A 21533-nucleotide genomic window follows, 5' to 3' on the forward strand; every position below is an offset into this window, starting at 1 on the left:
GTGGGTAGTTGTGACCACAATGGAGTAATTATCGCCTTTAACTAGATCAGAGTGTCATGAGATATGCCTGATTGAACTAACCAAGCCTATATTAAAGCGACCTATGTACCAGCGAAAATGATCTATAATGTTACAAAATTAATCATAACGTTATCGCAGGATTGCTAATGTATAAAAGTCTCGTATCTTTGGCCGTTATTGCCAGTATTTCAGCCCCAGTAGCAATCGCTGCAGAAGAAGGTGAAAACCTAGAGCGCATTCAAGTTATTGGATCGCGTATTGCCCTTCGTACCGCCACAGACAGTGCAACCCCTGTCGATATTATTACCTCAGAACAACTTGAAGCAACAGGTATAACCGAAACCGCTAAGGCATTGCAGTTTGCTGCGCCCAGCTACAGCTTTCCATTCTCGTCAATTACCGATGGCAGCGACGCGGTTCGCCCTGCAAGCTTACGAGGCATGTCACCTGATCACACTTTAGTGTTGGTTAATGGTAAGCGCCGCCATGGTTCAGCATTGGTTCACTTAGCCGGTACTTTAGGCAAAGGTTCATCAAACGTTGACCTTAACGCCATTCCAATGACTTCAATTAAACGGATTGAAATTTTACGCGACGGTGCATCAGCGCTATACGGCTCTGATGCGATTGCGGGTGTCATCAACGTCGTGCTGAAAGACAGCGACGAAGGTGGCAGCATTGCCGCCCAGGTTGGCCAAACCTACGAAGGCGACGGTGAACAAGTACGCCTAGGCATTAATCAAGGCTTTAGTTTTAGCCAAGACGGCTTTGTGAATGTGTCTTTAGAAGCACATCAGAAAAATTCAACTAATCGTGCCGGTTTTGATTCACGCCAGCAATACCCGACCCTAGCAGATGGTAGCCTTGATCCACGTGAAGCCACATTCGATCGTAAAAATCATCATGTTGGCGACAGTGATTATGACAACTACGGTTTATTTGTAAATGCTGAGCAAGGGTTAGATACCAAGGGTAAGCTTTATGCCTTTGGTGGTATTAGCAAACGCAGCTCAACTTCAGGCGCTTTTTATCGTCGTGCGTTGGATTCTCGTAACGTTATTGAAGTGTATCCAGACGGCTTTTTACCACAAATTAGCCCAGAGATTATCGATTACTCTTTAGTCACCGGTTATGAGTTTGAGTTGGGCCAATGGGAAATTGATTCATCAGTTGGTTTTGGTAGCAACAGCTTTGAATACAATGTTGAAAACAGCATTAACGCTTCGCTTGGCCCTAACAGCCCAACAAGCTTTGATGCTGGTACATTGTCGACCAGTGAGCTGAATCTAAATTTAGATGCTTCAACCTACTACGATTTTGCCAATGACTCTGACTTACTCGTGGCAATGGGCATCACATGGCGCGAAAGTGGCTATCAAATTGAAGCTGGCCAAGAAGAATCGTATATCCAAGGCGATTACCAAGATAAATCGGGTGGTAGCCAGGGATTTGGTGGTTTCACTAAAGAATCTGAAGTAGATGAAGACCGTACAAACCTTGGTTTGTACATCGAACTTGAAAACCAACTTACCGATGACTTTTATTGGGCGGCAGCTGTTCGATATGAAGACTATTCAGATTTCGGTGGCAATACCAGTTGGAAATTGTCTGGTCGATATGAGCTAACAGACCGAGTGGCACTTCGTTTAACCACCGACACGGGTTTTCGCGCGCCAAGTGTACAACAGCTTTATTTTACCAACGTATCCACTTTCTTTGACCCTGATCCGGTCACTGGTGAATTTATTCCTAGAGAGTCAGGTACCTTTAACCAGTTATCACCGGTTAGAGCTGAGCTAGGTATTCCCGATCTTAAAGCGGAAGTATCACACTCTTATAGTGCAGGTATTGTTTACACTGGCGACAATGGCTTTGCAGTGACATTAGATGCTTATGAAATCAATGTTGATGACAGAATCATTTTGTCTGGTTCTATCGACAAAGAAAGCTCACCCGCCATTGCTGCGATTATTGAAGGCACCAATGCCGACTCGGCGCGTTTCTTTATGAATGCGGTTGATACTAAAACTCAAGGTGTAGACTTAGTTATCACTCAAGGTTTTGACCTTGGTGAATACGGCGATCTAAAAGCAAACCTTGCTTACTCATACAAAGAAACTGAAATTGAGTCAATTTCTTTGCCTTCGATCCTCAATGGATTAGAAGACGAGCTATTTGATAATATTGAAGTCGTTCGCATGACGGAAGCCAATCCGAAAAATACCGCTAACATCGGTTTTACTCATCAATACGATGACTTCACCACTAACTTACGTTTCAGCTATTTCGGTGAATATACCGTGGGTTATTCATCTAGTGAAGTAGAATATGGTGCGAGATGGACCACTGATTTAAGTACTCGTTACCGTGCAACCGATAACCTTTCAGTGACGTTAGGGGTACAAAACCTATTTGATACTTATCCAGAGAAACGCCCAGAGGATAATAATTTTAACGGCATATTTGTATACCCACTGACCAATACTCCGTTTGGATTTAACGGTGGTTACTATTACTTAGATCTACGTTATACCTACTAAAAGATTAGTTATTAGTCAGTATTTTCAGCCGATAACCACGCTGAAACGCAAAAATGCCAATCATATTTGATTGGCATTTTTCATTACATCAAGCTGAACATAAAACGATTGGTTAAGAACATTAGTTTAAGTTGTCTTGCTAACGGACTAATATTTACTGACTGTATTTACTGACGTTGTTTACTGATCATTATCATTCGCTACATAGAGCTTTGCTAGATATTGCTTCGCGACATCGTCCCAGCTAAATCGCTGTTTGGCGGCATTATGCTTCACCTGTTGCCAAGTATCGCTGCCATATAACGCAAGAACTTGATTAACACGTTCAACCAGGGCTTGTCCTTGTGCAGCTAGCGTTTCACCATTAAACACCCAGCCGCTGACATTATCTGTAATCGTGTCGTTCAGTCCACCCACGCCATGAACCAAACAAGGTTGCCCTGCCCGCATTGCCAGCATTTGACTTATTCCGCATGGCTCAAATGAGCTTGGCATTAAAAATAAACTGCCCGATTGATAAAGTTGCTCAGACAATGCTTCATCATAACCGTGTAAAAATAAAAAGTTATCATAACGCGCAGCTGTAGCTTGCAGAACCTTAGCAATATGCAGATCACCACTACCAAGCAACATAAACACCCCGTTGGGTTGTTGTCGCTTTAATGATTCAAGTACCGCTTCTAGTACTGTTTTTGCTGAGGAAAGGCTTTTATCTATTTGCGTTGCACTATACGGTTGCAACAAAATCAACACTTTTTGCTCAGTTAACCGACCTACTGATGTCAGTAAAAACCGTTGCTTGTCATCATCAAACGTTTGGCTATTTACCTCTAACGATCGCAGATGCTCCGCCAATACAGCATGCTTATACTGACTCATTCGCGTGAGCGCAATGGTGTCTAATACACTGACATTATTGGCCTTTGCTTGCCATTTGATAATCGCGTTTTCTGCTTGGTGCAATAACCCTGCATATCCTGTTTGATGATCAACATCATTTAGGGGCTTATCATCATAAACGCAACCATTAATGATCCCAACGACATTACCTTGCTGCGCTTTAGTGGCTAAATCTAGCTCTAATCCTTCACCGCCAAAAAAGCCTTTATGATAATCCGATGGCATTAACACTTCGCGGGCATAACTGGGCGACACCAAGTGCACTTTATCACTCAGTACTATGCCCATTCGCATTGGATTAATGCAATTGTTGTAACGTGGATCAAATAAACTTACATCTGCAACTGCATTCAATTTATCCATGTACTGTGGAAACCAATGGGCAAACGATGAATCATCACCGCTGAAGGGGCGGATCCCCTGCAAAGCCAAATTATGGATAGTGAACACACAAGGCATCGCCTGCAATGCCGAGAACTCCGCCACGCAGCCGCGAAGCATTGCCACCATTGCGGTGTGCCAGTCATGCAGATGCAACACATCGAAATAAGGTAATAGCCTGTTAACAAGGCATGTGGCAACACTCAATGAAAACAAAGCAAACTTGGTCGCATCTTCGGCAAACGGTCTGTCGGCTGAACCATTACAGTAAACCTGACCTTGATGGTTAAACAGCGGATGATCGAATAGATAAATTTGGGCGCCAGTATTGTCTTGCTCACCGATATCGACCATTTCGTCTTTGTTTTGCGGCCTAGGCATCCGATACACAGATACCACATGACGCTCACCCGCAAAATCAACTTCAATATCAGCCATATGTGCGGCACAATATTGTTGAGCTAAAAAACCATAATTAGGCATAGCGACATCGGCTATCACGCTGCATTGGCCTAATGCGGGTGGCAAGTCGCGGATAACATCCGCCATGCCACCTACTTTAGCGCCGTGCAGTGCATCGTTTTCTGCTGCCACCAGCAGTACTCGCTTTACACTCACAAGAGTCATTTACGGTCCTTATTCGTAACCAACAGGTAAACCCAACATTTTACGAGTTACTAAGGTAATACCTTTTTCGGATACCCTAAAACCTCTTGCCCTGTCGTGATCTTGATTATAACCAATCACCATGCCTTCTGGGATGATACAACCCCGATCTAAAATGGCATTTTGGATTTTACAGTTCTTTAATACCACCACATCGGGTAATAATACCGAGTCTTTTACCGACGAATAAGAACATACCCGCACTTCATCAAACAACACGCTACGTTTAACTTTTGCGCCGGAGATAATACAACCACCGGACACAATAGAATCAACCGCCATACCGCGTCTATCTTCATCATCAAACACAAATTTAGCCGGAGGTAATTGTTCTTGATAGGTCCAAATAGGCCATTTGGCATCATACAAATTCAATGCCGGCGTAGGTGATAATAGCTCCATATTGGCTTGGAAAAATGAATCTAAGGTACCCACATCGCGCCAATAAGCAGGTTCGTCTGGAACGGCACTAGTAAAAGGAAACGCGAACACATTATGCTTTTCTATGATTGACGGAATGATGTCTTTACCAAAGTCACGGTCTGAGTTTTCGTTGTTCGAATCCTTTTTCAATTGATCGAACAAAAACTTGGTATTAAACACATAATTGCCCATCGAGGCTAAACACATTTCCGGATCGTTTGGTGTCGGTTTAGGCTCAGCTGGTTTTTCTTCAAATCCAATCACCCGATTAGTGCTATCGACTTCCATTACCCCAAATGCCCCCGCAGCTTCGGCTATCGGCGTTTCTAAACAACACACGGTCATGTCGGCACCCGATTCTGCATGGGCGGCTAACAAGCCGGCATAATCCATGCGGTATACATGATCGCCAGATAGAATCATCACGTATTTAGGTATTTCATGGCGAATAATATCGATATTTTGAAACACGGCGTCTGCGGTACCTTGATACCAATTACCTGATGTTTGTTGCGACGCCGGTAATATCTCAACCGATTCACCCAATTCCTTCTTAAAGTGGCCCCAACCACGAGTAACATGCCGAATAAGTGAGTGTGATTTATATTGTGTCACCACTCCCACGCGACGAATTCCAGAGTTAATACAATTCGATAATGGGAAATCAATAATCCTGAATTTACCACCAAAATATAACGCCGGTTTAGCGCGCCAGTCGGTTAATTCGTACAACCGAGAACCACGACCACCCGCCAAAATAAGCGCATAGGTATCACGAGTTAAATTACTAATATAACGAACATTACTCATAAGCAGACTCCATTTGACTATCAAAGATAGCCATCAATAAATAAGCATTGATCTACGACTTACTTGTTAACTAAGCGGCATAACACCGCCATCCCTGTATTACTTTTTCATCCAGATTTCGTCGCGGTAACCCGCTATAGTGTTGTCGCTTGAAAAACGCCCGCTTGCGGCGGTGTTTCTAATACTCATTTTTTGCCAACTATCTTGATCAAGATAGGTTTTTGCCACCTGTTCTTGTGCCAAGCAATAACTGTCAAAATCGGCAGCGGTCATCCATTGGTCGTTAGGGTCGACAATCGAGGCAATAATGTTGTCGAAAATACCCGGTTCGACCAAATTGAAATGAGCGCTTTTGAGCATGTCCATCACCCCATGAAGGGCTTTAGAATGTTCAACGATGTGCTGAGGTTGATAATTCATTCGGGCTTGGCTTACTTGATTAGCATCTAAGCCAAATAAGAAAAAGTTCTCATCACCCACTTCTTCAAGCATTTCAATATTGGCACCATCTAATGTGCCGATAGTCAAAGCGCCATTCATCATGAATTTCATGTTGCCTGTGCCTGAAGCTTCTTTACCTGCTGTTGATATTTGCTCAGATAAGTCGGTACCCGGACAGATTTTTTCCATCGCACTAACGTTATAGTTAGGCAGGAAAGCCATACGTAAATACGGCGTCACCAGTGGATCAGAATTGACCATATGGGCGACATTGCTTGCTAACTTAATGATTTGTTTTGCCATGGCATACCCTGGCGCAGCTTTGCCACCAATTAATACGCAACGGGGGACCATATCTTGAGTATCGCCATTTAAAATTCGACGATATAAATGAATAACGTGCAGAATATTCAATAATTGGCGCTTGTATTCATGGATACGTTTTACTTGCACATCGAACATCATCAGAGGGTCAAATTCAATCCCACATTGCTGATGCACAAAAGTGGTTAACACTTGTTTATTCTCGAGTTTTATTTGCGCCCATTCCTTAACAAATGCTTTGTCACTGGTAAAAGCATTTAACGCGGTAAGACGTGATAAATCGTTAATCCACTCATCGCCTAAGCGTCGGCAAATCAACTCAGATAACTTAGGATTACAATACGCGAGCCAACGCCTAGGGGTGACACCGTTGGTTTTGTTATTAAATTTGTGGGGCCACAGTTGATAGAAGTCATTGAATAACCCTTCTTTAAGCAACTGAGTATGTAACCCCGCCACACCATTAACCGAAAAACTGGCAACAATCGCTAAATATGCCATCCGTATTTGCTGCTCTGGGCCTTCTTCAATAATCGACATGTTGGCCAACTTTTGAATATCTGCGGGCCAATGATGAGCCACTTGCTCAAGATAACGTGCATTGATTTCGAAAATAATTTCGACAATTCGCGGCAACATGTTTTTCATCATCGGCACAGACCAACGCTCTAGTGCTTCTGGTAATAAAGTATGATTGGTATACGCCATAGATTCACTGGTGATCGCCCAAGCGGTATCCCAACTCAAGCCATATTGATCAAGTAACAACCGCATTAACTCAGGTACTGCAATGCTCGGGTGAGTATCATTAAGTTGCAACACGTTATGAGTACTAAACTGGCTAAAGTCTTCACCAAATTGACCGACGTAACGGGCCAGCAAGTCTTGTAAGCTGGCAGACGACAAAAAGTACTGTTGTCTTAACCGCAATTCTTTGCCGTTAACACTCGAATCATTGGGGTACAACACCATGGTGATTTGTTCGGCTAGGTTTTTCGTCGCGACGGCTTCAGCATAATCACCTTCGTTAAACTCTGCTAAATCAAACTCGTCATTGGCTTCTGCCTTCCACAAGCGCAGCGTATTAATTCGACCATTTTTAAATCCTGGGATCGGCACGTCATAAGGCACGGCCAGTACATTTTGAGTTTCCGCCCACACATGGTGTCGATGCCCTTGTTTATCGACATAGGTTTCGGTATGGCCAAAAAAGGGAACGGTCACAATACGATTGGCAATACGGACTTCCCATGGATTACCGTGTCGTAACCAACGGTCCGGACGCTCAACTTGGTAACCATCGACAATTTTTTGCACAAACATGCCATATTGATAACGAATACCGTAACCAGTAACCGACAAATCTAAACTGGCACAACTGTCGAGGAAGCACGCCGCAAGTCGTCCAAGCCCGCCATTGCCTAAGCCCGCATCTTGCTCAACTTGCTCAAGCTCTTCTAAACTAGTCGCGTATTCAGTCATGACTTGTTGCGCATCGGCGGTAATGTCTAAACTCAGTAATGCATTACCTAATGCTCGGCCCATCAAAAACTCTAACGACAAGTAAGCCACTTGTTTTTGTTGGTATTGATTATCTTTTATCCGTGTTTGACGCCAGTTATCCAGCATTTGCTCTTTAACACTTTGCGCCACGGCATTAAACAATTCATGTTGCTCATGTTCATCGCGACATAAACCATAACGAATATGTCTGGCTAACGAGGCTGCTAAACTGTCGCAAGGTTCACAAGGCTCTGCATGGGAACTGAGCTGATTATCTGCTGCGGTTTGTGTTGCGACTTTGGTTTTACTACTGGTCTTACTGTTAGCTTTAGCTCGACTGGCACGGGCAGTCGGTTTAGTCGCACTGGCGTTAGTTTTCGCTGTGGTCATCAATTGCTCCTTGTAAACTCGGTATGAAATAACATTAAACTACGGCTGATTAAATTGACTTGCTGACTGGCATCCACCACTGGCTCACTTTCTTGGGTATGCAATAAACAATGCCAATAACGAAAGTGAGGCAATTGCGGTAATGTAAATGTATGTGGGGACTCATCGACATTGATCATCAACAATAAGGCTTCAGTACTTTCAGCAACGGCGCCAACATCGGCATCACCTAAATTACCGGTTAAAATAACGCTTAAGGTGCGGGTATGATGTTCACACCAATGTGATTTCGTCATCGCTTCACCTTGGCGGTTAAACCACGCTAAACCGTTATCGAATAATGCTTCTGGTTTATGAATAAATGCTTGATGACACAACATCGGAAAGCGTTTACGTAAGGTGATCAACTGAGCGGTAAAATTCACCAACGACCAATCTATTTGCTGCCAGTCGAACCAACCAATCGGATTGTCTTGGCAGTAGGCATTGTTATTACCTTGTTGAGTTTGGCTAGATTCATCGCCAGCCAATAGCATCGGCACCCCCTGAGATAGCAACAAGCACGTTAATAAATTGCGCTTTTGTCGGTTGCGAATGGCATTGATGGCGACATCGTCGCACTCGCCTTCTATGCCATAATTACTGCTACAGTTTTCTTGATGTCCATCGCGGTTGTCTTCACCGTTGGCCAAGTTATGACGATCGTCATAACTGACTACATCATGCAAACTGAAACCATCATGACTGGTGATAAAATTGATACTGGCTGCTGGCCCGCGACCGTTATGTTCAAAAAAGTCACTCGAACCATGAAATCGTTTAGCAAATTCAGGTAACAAACCACTGTCACCGCGCCAGAATTTGCGCATAGCATCACGGTAACGGTCATTCCATTCACTGAATGCCACAGGGTAATTGCCTAACTGATAACCACCAGGTCCAATGTCCCATGGCTCAGCAATCAATTTCACTTTACACAGCACAGGATCTTGAGTGATGGCGTCAAAAAATCCACTTCCTGGGTCAAAGCCATAGGCTTCTCGTCCAAGGCAACTGGCTAAATCAAATCTAAATCCATCCACGCCCATCACTTCAACCCAATAGCGCAGCGAATCCATTACCAGCATCAGTACTTGGGGATGATTAAGATTAAAGGTGTTACCACAACCGGTATCGTTAATGTTAAAACGCTTATCATTGGGTAATAAACGGTAGTAACTGGCATTGTCGATCCCGCGGAAACCATACGTTGGCCCTAAATGGTTACCTTCTGCAGTATGGTTAAATACCACATCCAAAATGACTTCAATGCCGGCTCGATGAAGTGTAGAAACCATCTGCCTAAATTCAGCAATGTCATCCGATGCAGACAAATAAGCGCTGTGCGGCGCCATAAAAGCAATACTGTTATATCCCCAATAGTTATTGAGGCCCTTTTCAATTAAAAATGGCTCATCAAAAAAACCATGCACGGGTAATAGCTCTATACAGGTTATGCCTAAGTTTTGTAAATAATCGATGATAGGTTGGCTCGCTAAACCTGCAAAGGTGCCTTGTTGCTCGCTGCTGACCTTGGGATGCTGTTGGGTAAACCCTTTTATATGGGTTTCAAATATAATGCTGCGCGCAAGGCTAATATTAAGCGGCTCAATTGGAATATCATTGACAAAGCCGCAATCAATAACCTGTGCTTTAGGCACATATGGCGCACTATCTTGGGTATCAAATGACAAATCTTCGTCCCTGGCTTCAATGTCATAACCATAAAGCGCAGGATGATATATCACCTCGCCCACCAGCTTTTTTGCATAGGGATCGAGTAACAATTTATGATGATTAAAGCGATGACCTAATTGAGGTTGATATGGGCCAAAGACACGATAACCATACAATAGCCCTGCTTGTGCATCAGCAAGATGACAGTGCCAAATTTGTCGAGTTTGCTCGCTCATGATGTATTGCGCGACCTCAACTTCTCCAGTGGCATCAAAGATACACAATACGACTTGAGTGGCATGCGCCGAAAACAACGAAAAATTCACCCCGTTATCATCGAGTGTCGCCCCTAGTGGATAAGGATAACCGCTGGTCATATCCATAACATGCCCCTGTAAAGTTGAAACCATAGTGTCTGTACCCACTTATTCCGTCGACTCATCTAGCTTTCTGGTTAGCCCAGTTCGTTCGTCCAGTTCTGGAGCCCAAATGCTGCAACCTAACGGAGGGACAGTAATGACAATACTGTGTGACATGCCCTGCCATGGCGTCGCTTGAGCTTCACAGGGATTATCATTGACGACGTGACTGCCGCCATAGTGACGATGGTCGCTGTTGAGCATTTCGCTGTAGCATTGCTCCGCAGGTACACCCACTCTGAAATCGTGATAAACCTGTGGAGACATGTTGACCACAATCACGACATGTTGTTGCTTATCCATGCCAAAACGACAAAATACTAAAATGTTATTTTCAGCATTGTTGCAGTCGAGCCATTGGAAACCGTCGCTATGATGATCACGTTGATATAAGGCAGGATATTGTTGATAGCATTGATTGAGATCGCGCACCCAATCTTGCACACCTTGATGTGGTGCATAGGTTAATAAATGCCAGTCGAGGCTCTGGTTATGATTCCATTCGTTGCGCTGGGCAAACTCGTTACCCATAAACAACAGTTTTTTGCCCGGATGGGTCCACATAAAGCCATAATAAGCGCGTAATGTGGCGAACTTCTGCCAGTCATCACCAGGAATTTTATGCAGTAACGAGCCCTTACCGTGAACCACTTCATCATGACTGAGTGACAAAATAAATTGTTCGGTAAAGGCATAAACTAAGCTAAAAGTGAGCTCTCCATGGTGATAACGCCTAAAAAGGGGATCGCAACTGATATAACGCAGTGTGTCGTTCATCCAGCCCATATTCCACTTAAAGCCGAATCCTAAGCCATTATTACTGGTGGCTTGTGTCACCCCAGGCCATGCGGTGGACTCTTCAGCAATCATGTTAATACCAGGAAAACACTGATACATACGTGCGTTTAATTCTTGCAGAAAGCTGATTGCCTCAAGATTTTCACGGCCGCCAAACTCATTGGGGATCCATTGATCAGCTGTACGGCTATAATCGAGATAGAGCATTGACGACACAGCATCAAGGCGTAAGCCATCAAAATGAAATTCATCTAGCCAGTAATGCGCATTACTGTATAAAAAACTGCGCACTTCCGCGCGGCCATAGTTATAAATTAATGTATCCCAATCCGGATGTTCGCCTTTACGGGGATCGTCATGTTCATATAAGCAACTGCCGTCAAACCGTACCAAACCGTGAGGATCGCGAGGAAAATGAGCTGGCACCCAATCGAGTAACACCGCAATGCCTTGCTGGTGGCATGCATCGATAAAAGATTTAAGGCCATTGGCATCACCAAAGCGATACGTCGGCGCAAATAACCCCACGGGTTGATAACCCCAAGAGCCATCGAACGGATATTCACTGATTGGCATTAGCTGTAAATGGGTAAACCCCATTTCTTTGATATAAGGCACCAACTCGGCTATTAACTGCGAGTAATCGGTATAATCTTGGCCGTCATCCCCCTTGCGGCGCCATGAGGCTAATTGCACCTCATAAATAGACATAGGTTGTACATGTGGTTGATGACTTGCCCGTTCTGTTAACCATTGACTATCTTGCCAGTCATAGCCTTCTACTCGAGGTATTTTCGACGCATTATGAGGTGACGGTTGCATGGCGACCGCATAAGGATCGGACTTAATAACTTGATTGCCATGCATATCGCTAATGGCATATTTATAGTGTTGATCGGGTTCAACCTCGGCAATGAAAATATCCCACAGCCCACTGGCTGGATGATGACGCAACACATGGCGCTTATTGTCCCATAAATTAAAATCACCAATCACCGCAACTTGCTTAGCATTTGGCGCCCAAACACAAAAATGAACCCCTTTTACATCGTGATGTTCACGCCAATTAGCACCTTGAAAATGGTATGTTTGCAGCTGGCTTCCTTCGCCAAATAAATACACATCGTCAGGATTAAGTAGACTGTCAAATTGATATGGGTCGGTGATAAGCTGCTCACACAACGGATATTGCACCCGTAATAGATAAGCAAAATGGTTAACTCTGCGGCCCATTTTACCGGCAAATAAACCTTGTTCATTCACTTGCTCAAGCGTCGCCACTTTACGTCGATCTTTAGCATTCAACACATCAACACTGAGCGCACCAGGTATTAAGCAACGAACAACCAGCGCTTTATCATCATTAACACTGTGCATACCAAGCAGTGAAAACACATCGGTGTACTCACCATTTAATAAGGCCATTTCACTACCTTGTTGAAAATACGGGGTCGCTACTGTCATATTTAATGATCCATTAATGAGCAAGTTTATCGGATGACTATGTGTTTACTGCACTTGTGTTAACTGCACTGGCGTGAGTTCGGGACTTTCGCGCCGATGCTATCGCTTCAAGACGTTGCTGCACTTTAGGACTTTGGGACATTTGTTTGATAGACAGGGGTAATCGGCGTTGCCAATTAGGGAACTCTTTCCAAGTACCGGGAATATTTACCCCGTGTTTATCAGCGACTAAATCACTTAATTGCACACTAAATAGTTGTGCATTGCCCTTAGCAGCAACGCGGATCCAAGCCAACAACACACTATCAAAATCTAATTGTTCGGCTGATGTCATGGGGGTTGGTAGCTCAAATGCTTGTTCGCGGATAAGCAAGTCAATCAATTGCTGTTTTTCTTGCTGACGCTGGTCCATGACCTGATGTAACTTGTCATCGGTTTCAATCAATTCAAGTTGACGTCGTAGGCGTAAATCCGCAGCAAACCACCACGCAGAAAGTGTCGGTACATCGTGATTAGCCAACATCATCAGGCTTTGACGTTTATAGTCTTGTGGTGGTTTAAACCCATTATGGTCTTTACAGAAATAAAATAATTCATTTGATAAAATGCCCGCTTGGTGTAAACACGACACAATCTCTGGTGGTACTATGCCTAAATCTTCGCCAATCACGATGCAACGAGCACGCTGGCTTTCTAAACAAACAATGGCGAGCAAGGTGTCCAGCGGATAATATACATAGCAACCTTTACCAAGTTCTTCATGCAGAGGCCACCACCACAAACGTAGTAATCCCATAACATGATCAATTCTCAGCGCGCCGCAGCTTTGCATATTACTGCGAACCAATTGGATAAAATGGCTAAAATTATGCTGCTTTAATTTCACGGGGTCGAATGGGGTTAAGCCCCAATTTTGGCCTTGCTCAGCAAAAGGATCTGGTGGTGCGCCGATACTGGCGTTATCACAAAACAAATCTGCATTGGCACTAATTTCAGCGCCATGACTCACCGCACCTACGGCCAAATCACGAATAAGCCCAATACTCATACCGCATTGTTTTGCATTCAACTGACAAGCTTGTAATTGTTCATCGGCGACAAATTGCAGATACAAATAAAAGCCAACATCTTGAGTGAAATATTTAGATGCTAATGCCACCTCAACGGTAACAAACTGCATTAACGCAGCTTCATCTTGTAAAACAAACTCTTTATAGGCCTTGTATCTTGGGGTTTCTAGCTTGATGTGGTGAGAACAAAATATTTGATACATTTTCTCGAATGCTGCGTATTTAAGACTGTACACTTCATCGTAATTAATAAGATGTGCTTGATTCAGTACTAACCTTTTTTGCTGCCATTTTTGTGATGATAACTCCCCATTAAGGGCTTTATATTCATGAACGGCTTCTATTTGTATGTACAAGGGGTTTAACCGACGGCGGTCTGTTGGACTGTATGGACTGGGGTTATCTGGCTGGCTTATGTCTACTGCATGTAATGGATTGAGAAGAATAAAATCAGCACCAGCATGGGCAGCGTACTCAATAAGCTCAGCTAAATTGCCAAAATCACCAATGCCCCATTGCGCATCATTACGCAATGCATACAGTTGCGCATTAAGCCCCCAAGATTGCTTACTGCTGTTAAGTGGTTGCACTAAGCGACCTTGATAAGCCGTAGACGGTGCAACCATCAACTGACCATGTAAGGTATCTTTATGCTGAGGATCGTTAATAAACGCTAAATCGAGTTGGTGATAACCTAAATGTAATTTAGCTTTATCAAGTATTAAACGATATTGGCAATAACGTTGATCATTAATATGATATTCGCCAGCAATAACACAATCACTCACATCGGCATTCACCGAAATTGTGTCAATATTTTCACCGCTGATGGTCACCACAAACTCAGATGAATAATGCTCTGGCAGATAGATATCAACATGAGGCTTATCAATAGTACACCACTGAAAACCATGTAGCGGTACCAACCAAGGCTGTACATCGAGTTGCGCTATTCTGGCGTCTATCTTTGGTGGTGATAAGTGCTGCTGAGTAAAAGCCTGTACATCGAATAGTTGCTGGTCAGGCTTATTCATACCATGAAGGTGCTCATGTTGATCAAACGACGATTGCAACAACATTGTGGTTAAAATGCCCTGCCTGTCCTTAGCAGGTATGTGAACAAGATTACCGAAACAATCGATAAACTCTGCCCCAACGCCTTGCAAATATAGCAACTTCTCTAGTCCCATATTTGTCTTCCTCGCGATAATTAACTGCATTAATTCCAGCAGTTACCATGCCAGTTCATCATAACAAATTGACGACAGATTAATTGCAGTAAGATGACAATGGCTATTCATTAAAAATCATATAGTTACTAAAGAAAGGTTAAGATTGTATTGCTCGTTTAATACGCTTGTTTTAAGTTTGTTTTTTGCACAAAAATAGTGCACAACAATCAAATCAGTGCATATTATCTACGGATTTCAAGTGGAAGCGCCTTAAAAAGAGGCAGTTGATATCATTGCTATTATAATTTTGTATTGCCAATAGCTTAAGTCTTAAAACTGCTCTGGCTCAATTACCCTATGTAGATGTTCAAGCCTTATAACGCCACGGTTAACAGTGATGCTTGTTACTGAAATAGAATAGCCAATTAATACTTCTGTTATGCTAGCTGTATCGCTATTGTCAGCGGTGGGGTGATAATCTCTTCGTTCCAAAGTACCACGCAGGGTTGATTCCAGATCACAACATCCCTTGTCATTAACAGGATACACACGTAATAAATGAATAAACACGAATTCACTTTGCGCTACAACTTACATTGTTTGCGTTCGACAATTGCTTCTGCGCCCCCGTCGTACCTTGGCCGCGAAGCCGCGGTATTAATCCCTGTGATCGAAATAGAGCAACAATTACATATTATTTTAACCCGACGTCCGATGCATTTACGTCACCATCCTGGGCAAATTAGCTTTCCTGGCGGCAAAGTTGAGCCAAATGATATTAATGCCATCCACACCGCGCTGCGCGAAGCTCACGAAGAAATTGGCTTATTGGCAGATAATGTGGATATTTTAGGTGTGTTTCCAGCTCATAAAACCTTTACTGGTTTCGAGATCACCCCTGTCGTGGCAATGATAAAGCAGCCATTTGAACTGGTTCTCGATCCCGGTGAAGTGGATGATTGTTTCTCAGTACCATTGAATTTTTTTATTGAGCGCAGTAACCGTCATAAAATGTTTCATTATCGCCACGGCGCACATTATCAAGTGCACTTTATGCCATTTGAAGACAAATTTATTTGGGGGGTAACGGCAGCCATCATAGATTTACTGTGCCACCATATAGCAGATAACTAATCACTGTAGGCACATGACGTAAACAGCCAATTGATGGTTGATTAGCTTAGAACTATTGTTCCAAGCATCATCAGCGTTATTTTACACCACGTAACGAATATACAAACCTGCTGCGAGTGATACCAAAAACAACAATGGAATATTGACCCAAAAACCAATTCGAGTGGTGGCTTTTGCATAAAAGTTTACCAGCAGATTCAAAAAGCTGACCCCAGCACACCACCATATTAAGTATTCTAATTTAATGGTTAACTCAGGGTCCCAGTTTAATCGTACCGATGCGCCTTTACTCAAAAAATAACCTACCGCACGATCAGGTCTGGCTTCGCCAAAAATAATCAATGCATAAATGGCTAAGCTCCAGCCTAATAACGACAAAACGGTCAATACAACCTGTATAATTCCTAAACGAGACATGGCCTTTCCTTGGTTTACGAGAGAATATAAAGGCTAATTAGCCATATATTTAACCGACATACTCAAAAGTATCACATTAATCACCCTAGAATAGCGTTTTCAGCTTGAGAAAAGCCACCAGCAAGGTAAGATAAACCCCAATTTTATATTTATATTCTATACGTTGGAGAATAAAGCAACAATGAGCATTGCATCTGTCGCTTCTGTATTTAAAGGTGAACACGCCGTTGGTTCGCAAGTCACTGTCCGTGGCTGGGTAAGAACTCGTCGTGATTCAAAAGCGGGTATCTCTTTCTTGGCCGTGTATGACGGTTCATGTTTCGACCCTATTCAAGGTGTCTTGCCTAATAGCCTAGCCAATTACAATGACGATGTATTGAAATTGACTGCTGGCTGCTCTGTCGTAATGACGGGTGAAGTAGTTGCCTCTCCTGGCGCTGGTCAAGCATTTGAATTACAAGTCACTGAAATTGTGGTTACGGGTTTTGTAGACGATCCAGATACTTACCCAATGTCGGCCAAACGCCACTCTATTGAGCATTTACGTGAACTTGCCCATCTACGCCCGCGTACTAACATTATTGGTGCAGTAGCCCGTGTACGTAACTGCTTATCACAAGCGATTCACCGCTTCTATCACCAAGAAGGATTTATCTGGGTATCTACCCCGTTAATTACCGCTTCTGACTGTGAAGGTGCGGGCGAAATGTTCCGCGTGTCGACCTTAGACATGGAAAATCTACCTCGCACTGCTGACGGTAAAGTCGATTACGATAAAGATTTTTTCGGTAAAGAATCATTTTTAACCGTGTCGGGTCAGTTAAACGCTGAAACTTATGCTTGTGCGTTATCGAAAGTATATACTTTTGGCCCAACGTTCCGTGCTGAAAACTCAAACACCACTCGCCACCTTGCAGAATTCTGGATGGTTGAGCCTGAAGTGGCATTCGCAACGTTAGATGATGCGGCTGAGTTAGCGGAAAGAATGCTTAAATTCGCGTTTAGCGCAGTGCTTGAAGAACGCATGGATGATTTAAACTTCTTTAACGAACGTGTTGATAAAACCGTTATCGAACGTTTACAAGCATTCGTTAGCAGTGACTTTGCTCAAGTGGATTACACTGATGCGGTTGAAATCCTTAAAAACTGTGGTAAGAAGTTTGAATTCGCAGTTGAATGGGGTATTGATTTACAATCTGAGCACGAACGCTACTTAGCTGAAGAGCATTTTAAAGCGCCTGTTGTCGTTAAGAACTACCCGAAAGACATTAAAGCTTTCTATATGCGCTTAAACGATGATGGCAAGACTGTTGCAGCAATGGACGTATTGGCACCAGGTATTGGTGAGATTATCGGTGGTGCACAGCGTGAAGAGCGTTTAGACGTGCTTGATATGCGTTTAGCTGAAATGGATTTAAGCCAAGAAGATTACTGGTGGTATCGTGACCTACGTCGTTATGGCACCGTACCTCATTCAGGTTTTGGTTTAGGTTTCGAGCGTTTAGTGTCGTATGTTACTGGCGTTAACAACATTCGTGATGTTATCCCATTCCCACGCGCCCCACGTTCAGCCAGTTTCTAATTATCTCGATAATATGAAATGACATAAACGCGCCATTTGGCGCGTTTTTTATTAGCTTTAATTTTTATGTGAAATAGAAATCGTCAATATTTATCCACCAAGAAGCACAATCGGCATTTAGAAGACATCTCCTTCCAAAGTTGTGGTTTAGCTTAGCAATAAAAGAAGCCCGTTAAATGACTAGGCTCCTTATTAGACATTATCTATCGATTATCTTAACATTAAGATTAAGGTGCAGTTAATACATACATTTTTATGTTGCAGCTAACAATCGCTTAAGCTTATCTTTCACATATTTCTAATTATAAGATCGGTATTTTTTGCTTTCCGCTGCTTTGCCATTCACTTTTGGTACTTGAAGATGAAGCACTCCATTTTTAAGTTAGGCTTTTATATTAGCTTCATTTGGTCTGCTCTCAAGGGTAAACTGCGCACATACTTACCAGAGCGACGTTCTTTTCTGATCACACGCTCATTTTCTTCGGCTGTAGTTGCCTCGATTGTGAGCAAATCTCCATCAACCGTAACGTGAATATCTTTTTTATCTACGCCAGGTAAATCTGCACTAATTTCATAGTGCTCAGCCTTATCATTAATATCTACTCTGGACTAAAAAATCCAACCCCCCTTATGCCTTCGATGCTAGGAGAATAGAAACTCCAGAAAATATTAACCATATCAGATAGTTAATTTACAGAAGTTAAGTTTATAATAAAATTTCCTTTCAGAGGTGATCAGTTCATTAAGATGATTTCGTCTCGTAATCTACATGGCGAAATCTGGTGTTTCACCTGTCAAGTTTAGCGGTCAAATAACGGACTCACCATAATGTAGATCAGCTCTCGACTATTAATGTGACATAAACACACATCATTATTTATGTTGATTATTTCTTCCTCCATCACATTTAAACCTTATAGATTAATCGCTTCTTCAGTCAATAAATCTGGTTAAATATGATGCTGTGTTAGGCGTACACTTCATAAAGGAATACAGGATTTAAATGAAAGTAAGACTCTGACCCATAATTAGTTTTTACTGGATTAGTGTATAGCTTAAGGACCAAAGGGAAAAGATATGCTGATTTTTAAGATCAGAAAAATGAGGGAACAATTTGAAAATAAAAAAATGCCGCTCACCTTAAGTGAACGGCATTAAACAAATTGTTAGCATTTAGACTCATTAAAAATTAATTTTGAGTAATAGCCGCTGTATTACCTGCACCACCACTTTGTGTAATTGACGCAATGTCACCCATACCATTCTGGGTGATAGAGGCTACGTTATGAGCAAGAGCTGCACCGAAACCTGATTGCGTAATAATGCCATAGTTATCAGAGCCATTTTGCGCAATAACTGCATCATTGTACTCGCCACTAGACTGGTTGACCCAACCTTCATTGTTTGCACCGGTTTGATCAATATCCGCAGTTCCAAAATCACCAAACTGGCTTACATCAGCAATGTTTTCAGATGCTGTTTGATAAACATTGGCCATGTTACCTTCACCGCCTTGATCGACTGTAGTACTTTGAGTCATACCATCTTGTAATATTGTCGCACTTCCACCAATTGAGCCAGTCTGTGTGACATTAGCCATCAACATAGAACCAGGACCTTGGTCAATATCAACCATTGAACCAGAAACAGCAGATTGCGCGACTATTGCGCTAGAATCTGCAGCTTGATTTTGAGCTACATTAACATCGCCTGATTGGCTGGCATCAAGTTGAGTAATTGTTACAACTGAGTTATCCGATTCATTTAATTGAGTCACTACAACTACGTTACTGTCACCATTTTGAGTTACGCTTGCTGCAGCCATATAAGAAGTATCTTGGTTAATGTTTACATTGTTCAAGTTACCATCAGTAATAATAGTTGCTGAAGCAGGCTCATGAAAACCGAACCCGTACTGGCGTATGGTTGATGTATTGTTGTCACCTGTAACATTCACAGAAGCGGTACTGTCGTTAACATGCTCCTGGTTTACTGTTGCGTTGTTAGTGTTACCATCTTGTGAAACCGTTAAACTAGTATCAAATACGTGCTCTTGGTAAGTAGTCACATCATTATTGCTACCATTTTGAGTAACAGTTGCTGAAGCATTACTACTAAAATCTGTTTGCGTAACCAAAGCAGTATTAAAACTACCGTTAGTTTGAGTTACCGAAGCAGTACCAACACTGAAACTGTTTTGATTAATAGTTGCGTTTGAGTCGGCTGAATTATTCTGTTTAGCTGTAGCATCAGAGCCATCAGTAGTTTGTGTAATCCACACTTCTGAACGTTCAGAGCCGTTCATTTGTTCAGCATCTGCCGTGTTGTTATTACCCGTTTGGACAATCGTGGAAAGCGCATCGGTAGAAGTATCTTGATCTGAACTCGCAACGTTACCATTCCCGGTTTGGGTAATACTTGAACCGGCAGGATTATGAATACCAAAACCATACTGTCTGATGTCGGCATCATTACTATTGCCGTCTTGCTGTACAGTGGCAGAAGTATCATTTACGTGTTGCTGATCAACGTTTGCAGTATTAGTTAAACCATTTTGGTTAACTTCAGCCGTTGTGTTAGTCATGTGTACTTGATTAATAGTCGCAGTATTTGCTTGTACTGTTTGATTGATAATCGCACTTGAGCTATCGACGCCACCTGTTTGTGTGATATTCGCAGTTTGTGCATCGCCTACTTGGTCAATAGATGCATTACTATTAGTCCCAGTATTGGTGGTAATATTTGCAGTGTGATTAGTGCCAGCTTGCACAGTTGTAGCTGTGTTACCAGAACCGCTCTGAATAGTCGTTGCTGAGCTGCCTGCTGCGTGAGCTGTACCGAATACCATTGCAATCGCAGCGGCTAGTGGAAGTAGTTTTGTCATCAGTAATATCCTTAAAAATAATTTAGAGATTTACGAGTCATAAATTGACCTGTTAAATCATCCCAATGTAATGATGTTGTCCTGAGCAACATTCTTATTCCAGGAAGAATAATGAATGCGCGATTACTAAATACTGGAGCTCTTTATCTTCACCTCTACCATAAAGATTGAACGCTCCAAACAACTTTCACCATGCAACTTACGCAAGCTATTTTTGCACAGTGAACGGTTTCTTAATCCTGCTTAACAATAAATGGGTTAACTTGCGTTAACGTGAATGATTATGGGTTGATAACATCATTTCAACATCCAGCTAAGGTATTAAAGCTCACCCTCAACAGGCTAGTTTTCGAAACAAGCCCCCCCTCATAAGTATTAGTCCTCATAGAGTCAGCTACAAGCCAATGACACCTTAAGGTATTAATAAATATAATCTTTAATTGCATTAACACTATTATAATGATGCGTTAAAAACTCA

Annotated in this window: 12 protein-coding genes; 3 read left to right on the forward strand and 9 right to left on the reverse strand. The window is 42.6% G+C overall.

The window, feature by feature from the left end:
• Positions 1-167 precede the first annotated feature (167 nt).
• Complete coding sequence (locus GUY17_RS11485) at positions 168-2561, forward strand: TonB-dependent siderophore receptor (RefSeq protein ID WP_162023240.1); 2394 nt, start codon at positions 168-170, stop codon at positions 2559-2561.
• A 180-nt stretch (positions 2562-2741) separates the two neighbouring features.
• Here the strand turns inward: GUY17_RS11485 and GUY17_RS11490 are convergent, their stop codons facing one another.
• From GUY17_RS11490 to malQ, 6 genes are all read right to left on the reverse strand, one after another.
• The gene (locus GUY17_RS11490; protein WP_162023241.1) at positions 2742-4469 is read right to left on the reverse strand and encodes a glycogen synthase; all 1728 of its coding nucleotides are present in this window, start codon (positions 4467-4469) and stop codon (positions 2742-2744) included.
• A 9-nt stretch (positions 4470-4478) separates the two neighbouring features.
• The gene (gene glgC / locus GUY17_RS11495) at positions 4479-5741 is read right to left on the reverse strand and encodes a glucose-1-phosphate adenylyltransferase (protein WP_162023242.1); all 1263 of its coding nucleotides are present in this window, start codon (positions 5739-5741) and stop codon (positions 4479-4481) included.
• A 99-nt stretch (positions 5742-5840) separates the two neighbouring features.
• Complete coding sequence (locus GUY17_RS11500; RefSeq protein WP_162023243.1) at positions 5841-8399, reverse strand: glycogen/starch/alpha-glucan phosphorylase; 2559 nt, start codon at positions 8397-8399, stop codon at positions 5841-5843.
• Complete coding sequence (glgX, locus tag GUY17_RS11505; protein WP_254439814.1) at positions 8399-10498, reverse strand: glycogen debranching protein GlgX; 2100 nt, start codon at positions 10496-10498, stop codon at positions 8399-8401. Before glgX ends, GUY17_RS11500 begins: the two co-directional genes overlap by 1 nt.
• Positions 10499-10540: 42 nt before the next feature.
• A complete protein-coding gene (gene glgB, locus GUY17_RS11510) occupies positions 10541-12796 on the reverse strand; it encodes a 1,4-alpha-glucan branching protein GlgB (RefSeq protein ID WP_162023245.1) in 2256 nt (751 codons plus the stop codon).
• Positions 12797-12833: 37 nt separating this feature from the next.
• A complete protein-coding gene (malQ, locus tag GUY17_RS11515; protein WP_162023246.1) occupies positions 12834-15056 on the reverse strand; it encodes a 4-alpha-glucanotransferase in 2223 nt (740 codons plus the stop codon).
• A 540-nt stretch (positions 15057-15596) separates the two neighbouring features.
• On the opposite strand from malQ, the gene GUY17_RS11525 reads away from it, so the two are divergent.
• A complete protein-coding gene (locus GUY17_RS11525) occupies positions 15597-16172 on the forward strand; it encodes a CoA pyrophosphatase (protein ID WP_162023248.1) in 576 nt (191 codons plus the stop codon).
• 81 nt (positions 16173-16253) lie between these two features.
• On the opposite strand, the gene GUY17_RS11530 is transcribed toward GUY17_RS11525, so the two are convergent.
• Complete coding sequence (locus GUY17_RS11530) at positions 16254-16589, reverse strand: hypothetical protein (RefSeq protein WP_011637624.1); 336 nt, start codon at positions 16587-16589, stop codon at positions 16254-16256.
• Positions 16590-16770: 181 nt separating this feature from the next.
• Between GUY17_RS11530 and asnS the strand changes: the two genes are divergently transcribed.
• Positions 16771-18171: an asparagine--tRNA ligase gene (gene asnS / locus GUY17_RS11535; RefSeq protein WP_101087044.1), complete on the forward strand. Its 1401-nt coding sequence runs from the start codon at positions 16771-16773 to the stop codon at positions 18169-18171.
• A gap of 390 nt (positions 18172-18561) precedes the next feature.
• Here the strand turns inward: asnS and GUY17_RS21340 are convergent, their stop codons facing one another.
• Together GUY17_RS21340 and GUY17_RS11545 are read right to left on the reverse strand one after the other, a co-directional pair.
• Positions 18562-18768: an Hsp20/alpha crystallin family protein gene (locus tag GUY17_RS21340; protein ID WP_162024346.1), complete on the reverse strand. Its 207-nt coding sequence runs from the start codon at positions 18766-18768 to the stop codon at positions 18562-18564.
• Positions 18769-19360: 592 nt separating this feature from the next.
• Positions 19361-21055: a hypothetical protein gene (locus GUY17_RS11545; protein ID WP_162023249.1), complete on the reverse strand. Its 1695-nt coding sequence runs from the start codon at positions 21053-21055 to the stop codon at positions 19361-19363.
• Between the last annotated feature and the right edge of the window lie 478 nt (positions 21056-21533).

It is taken from the genome of Shewanella sp. Arc9-LZ (assembly GCF_010092445.1).
GTDB lineage: Bacteria > Pseudomonadota > Gammaproteobacteria > Enterobacterales > Shewanellaceae > Shewanella.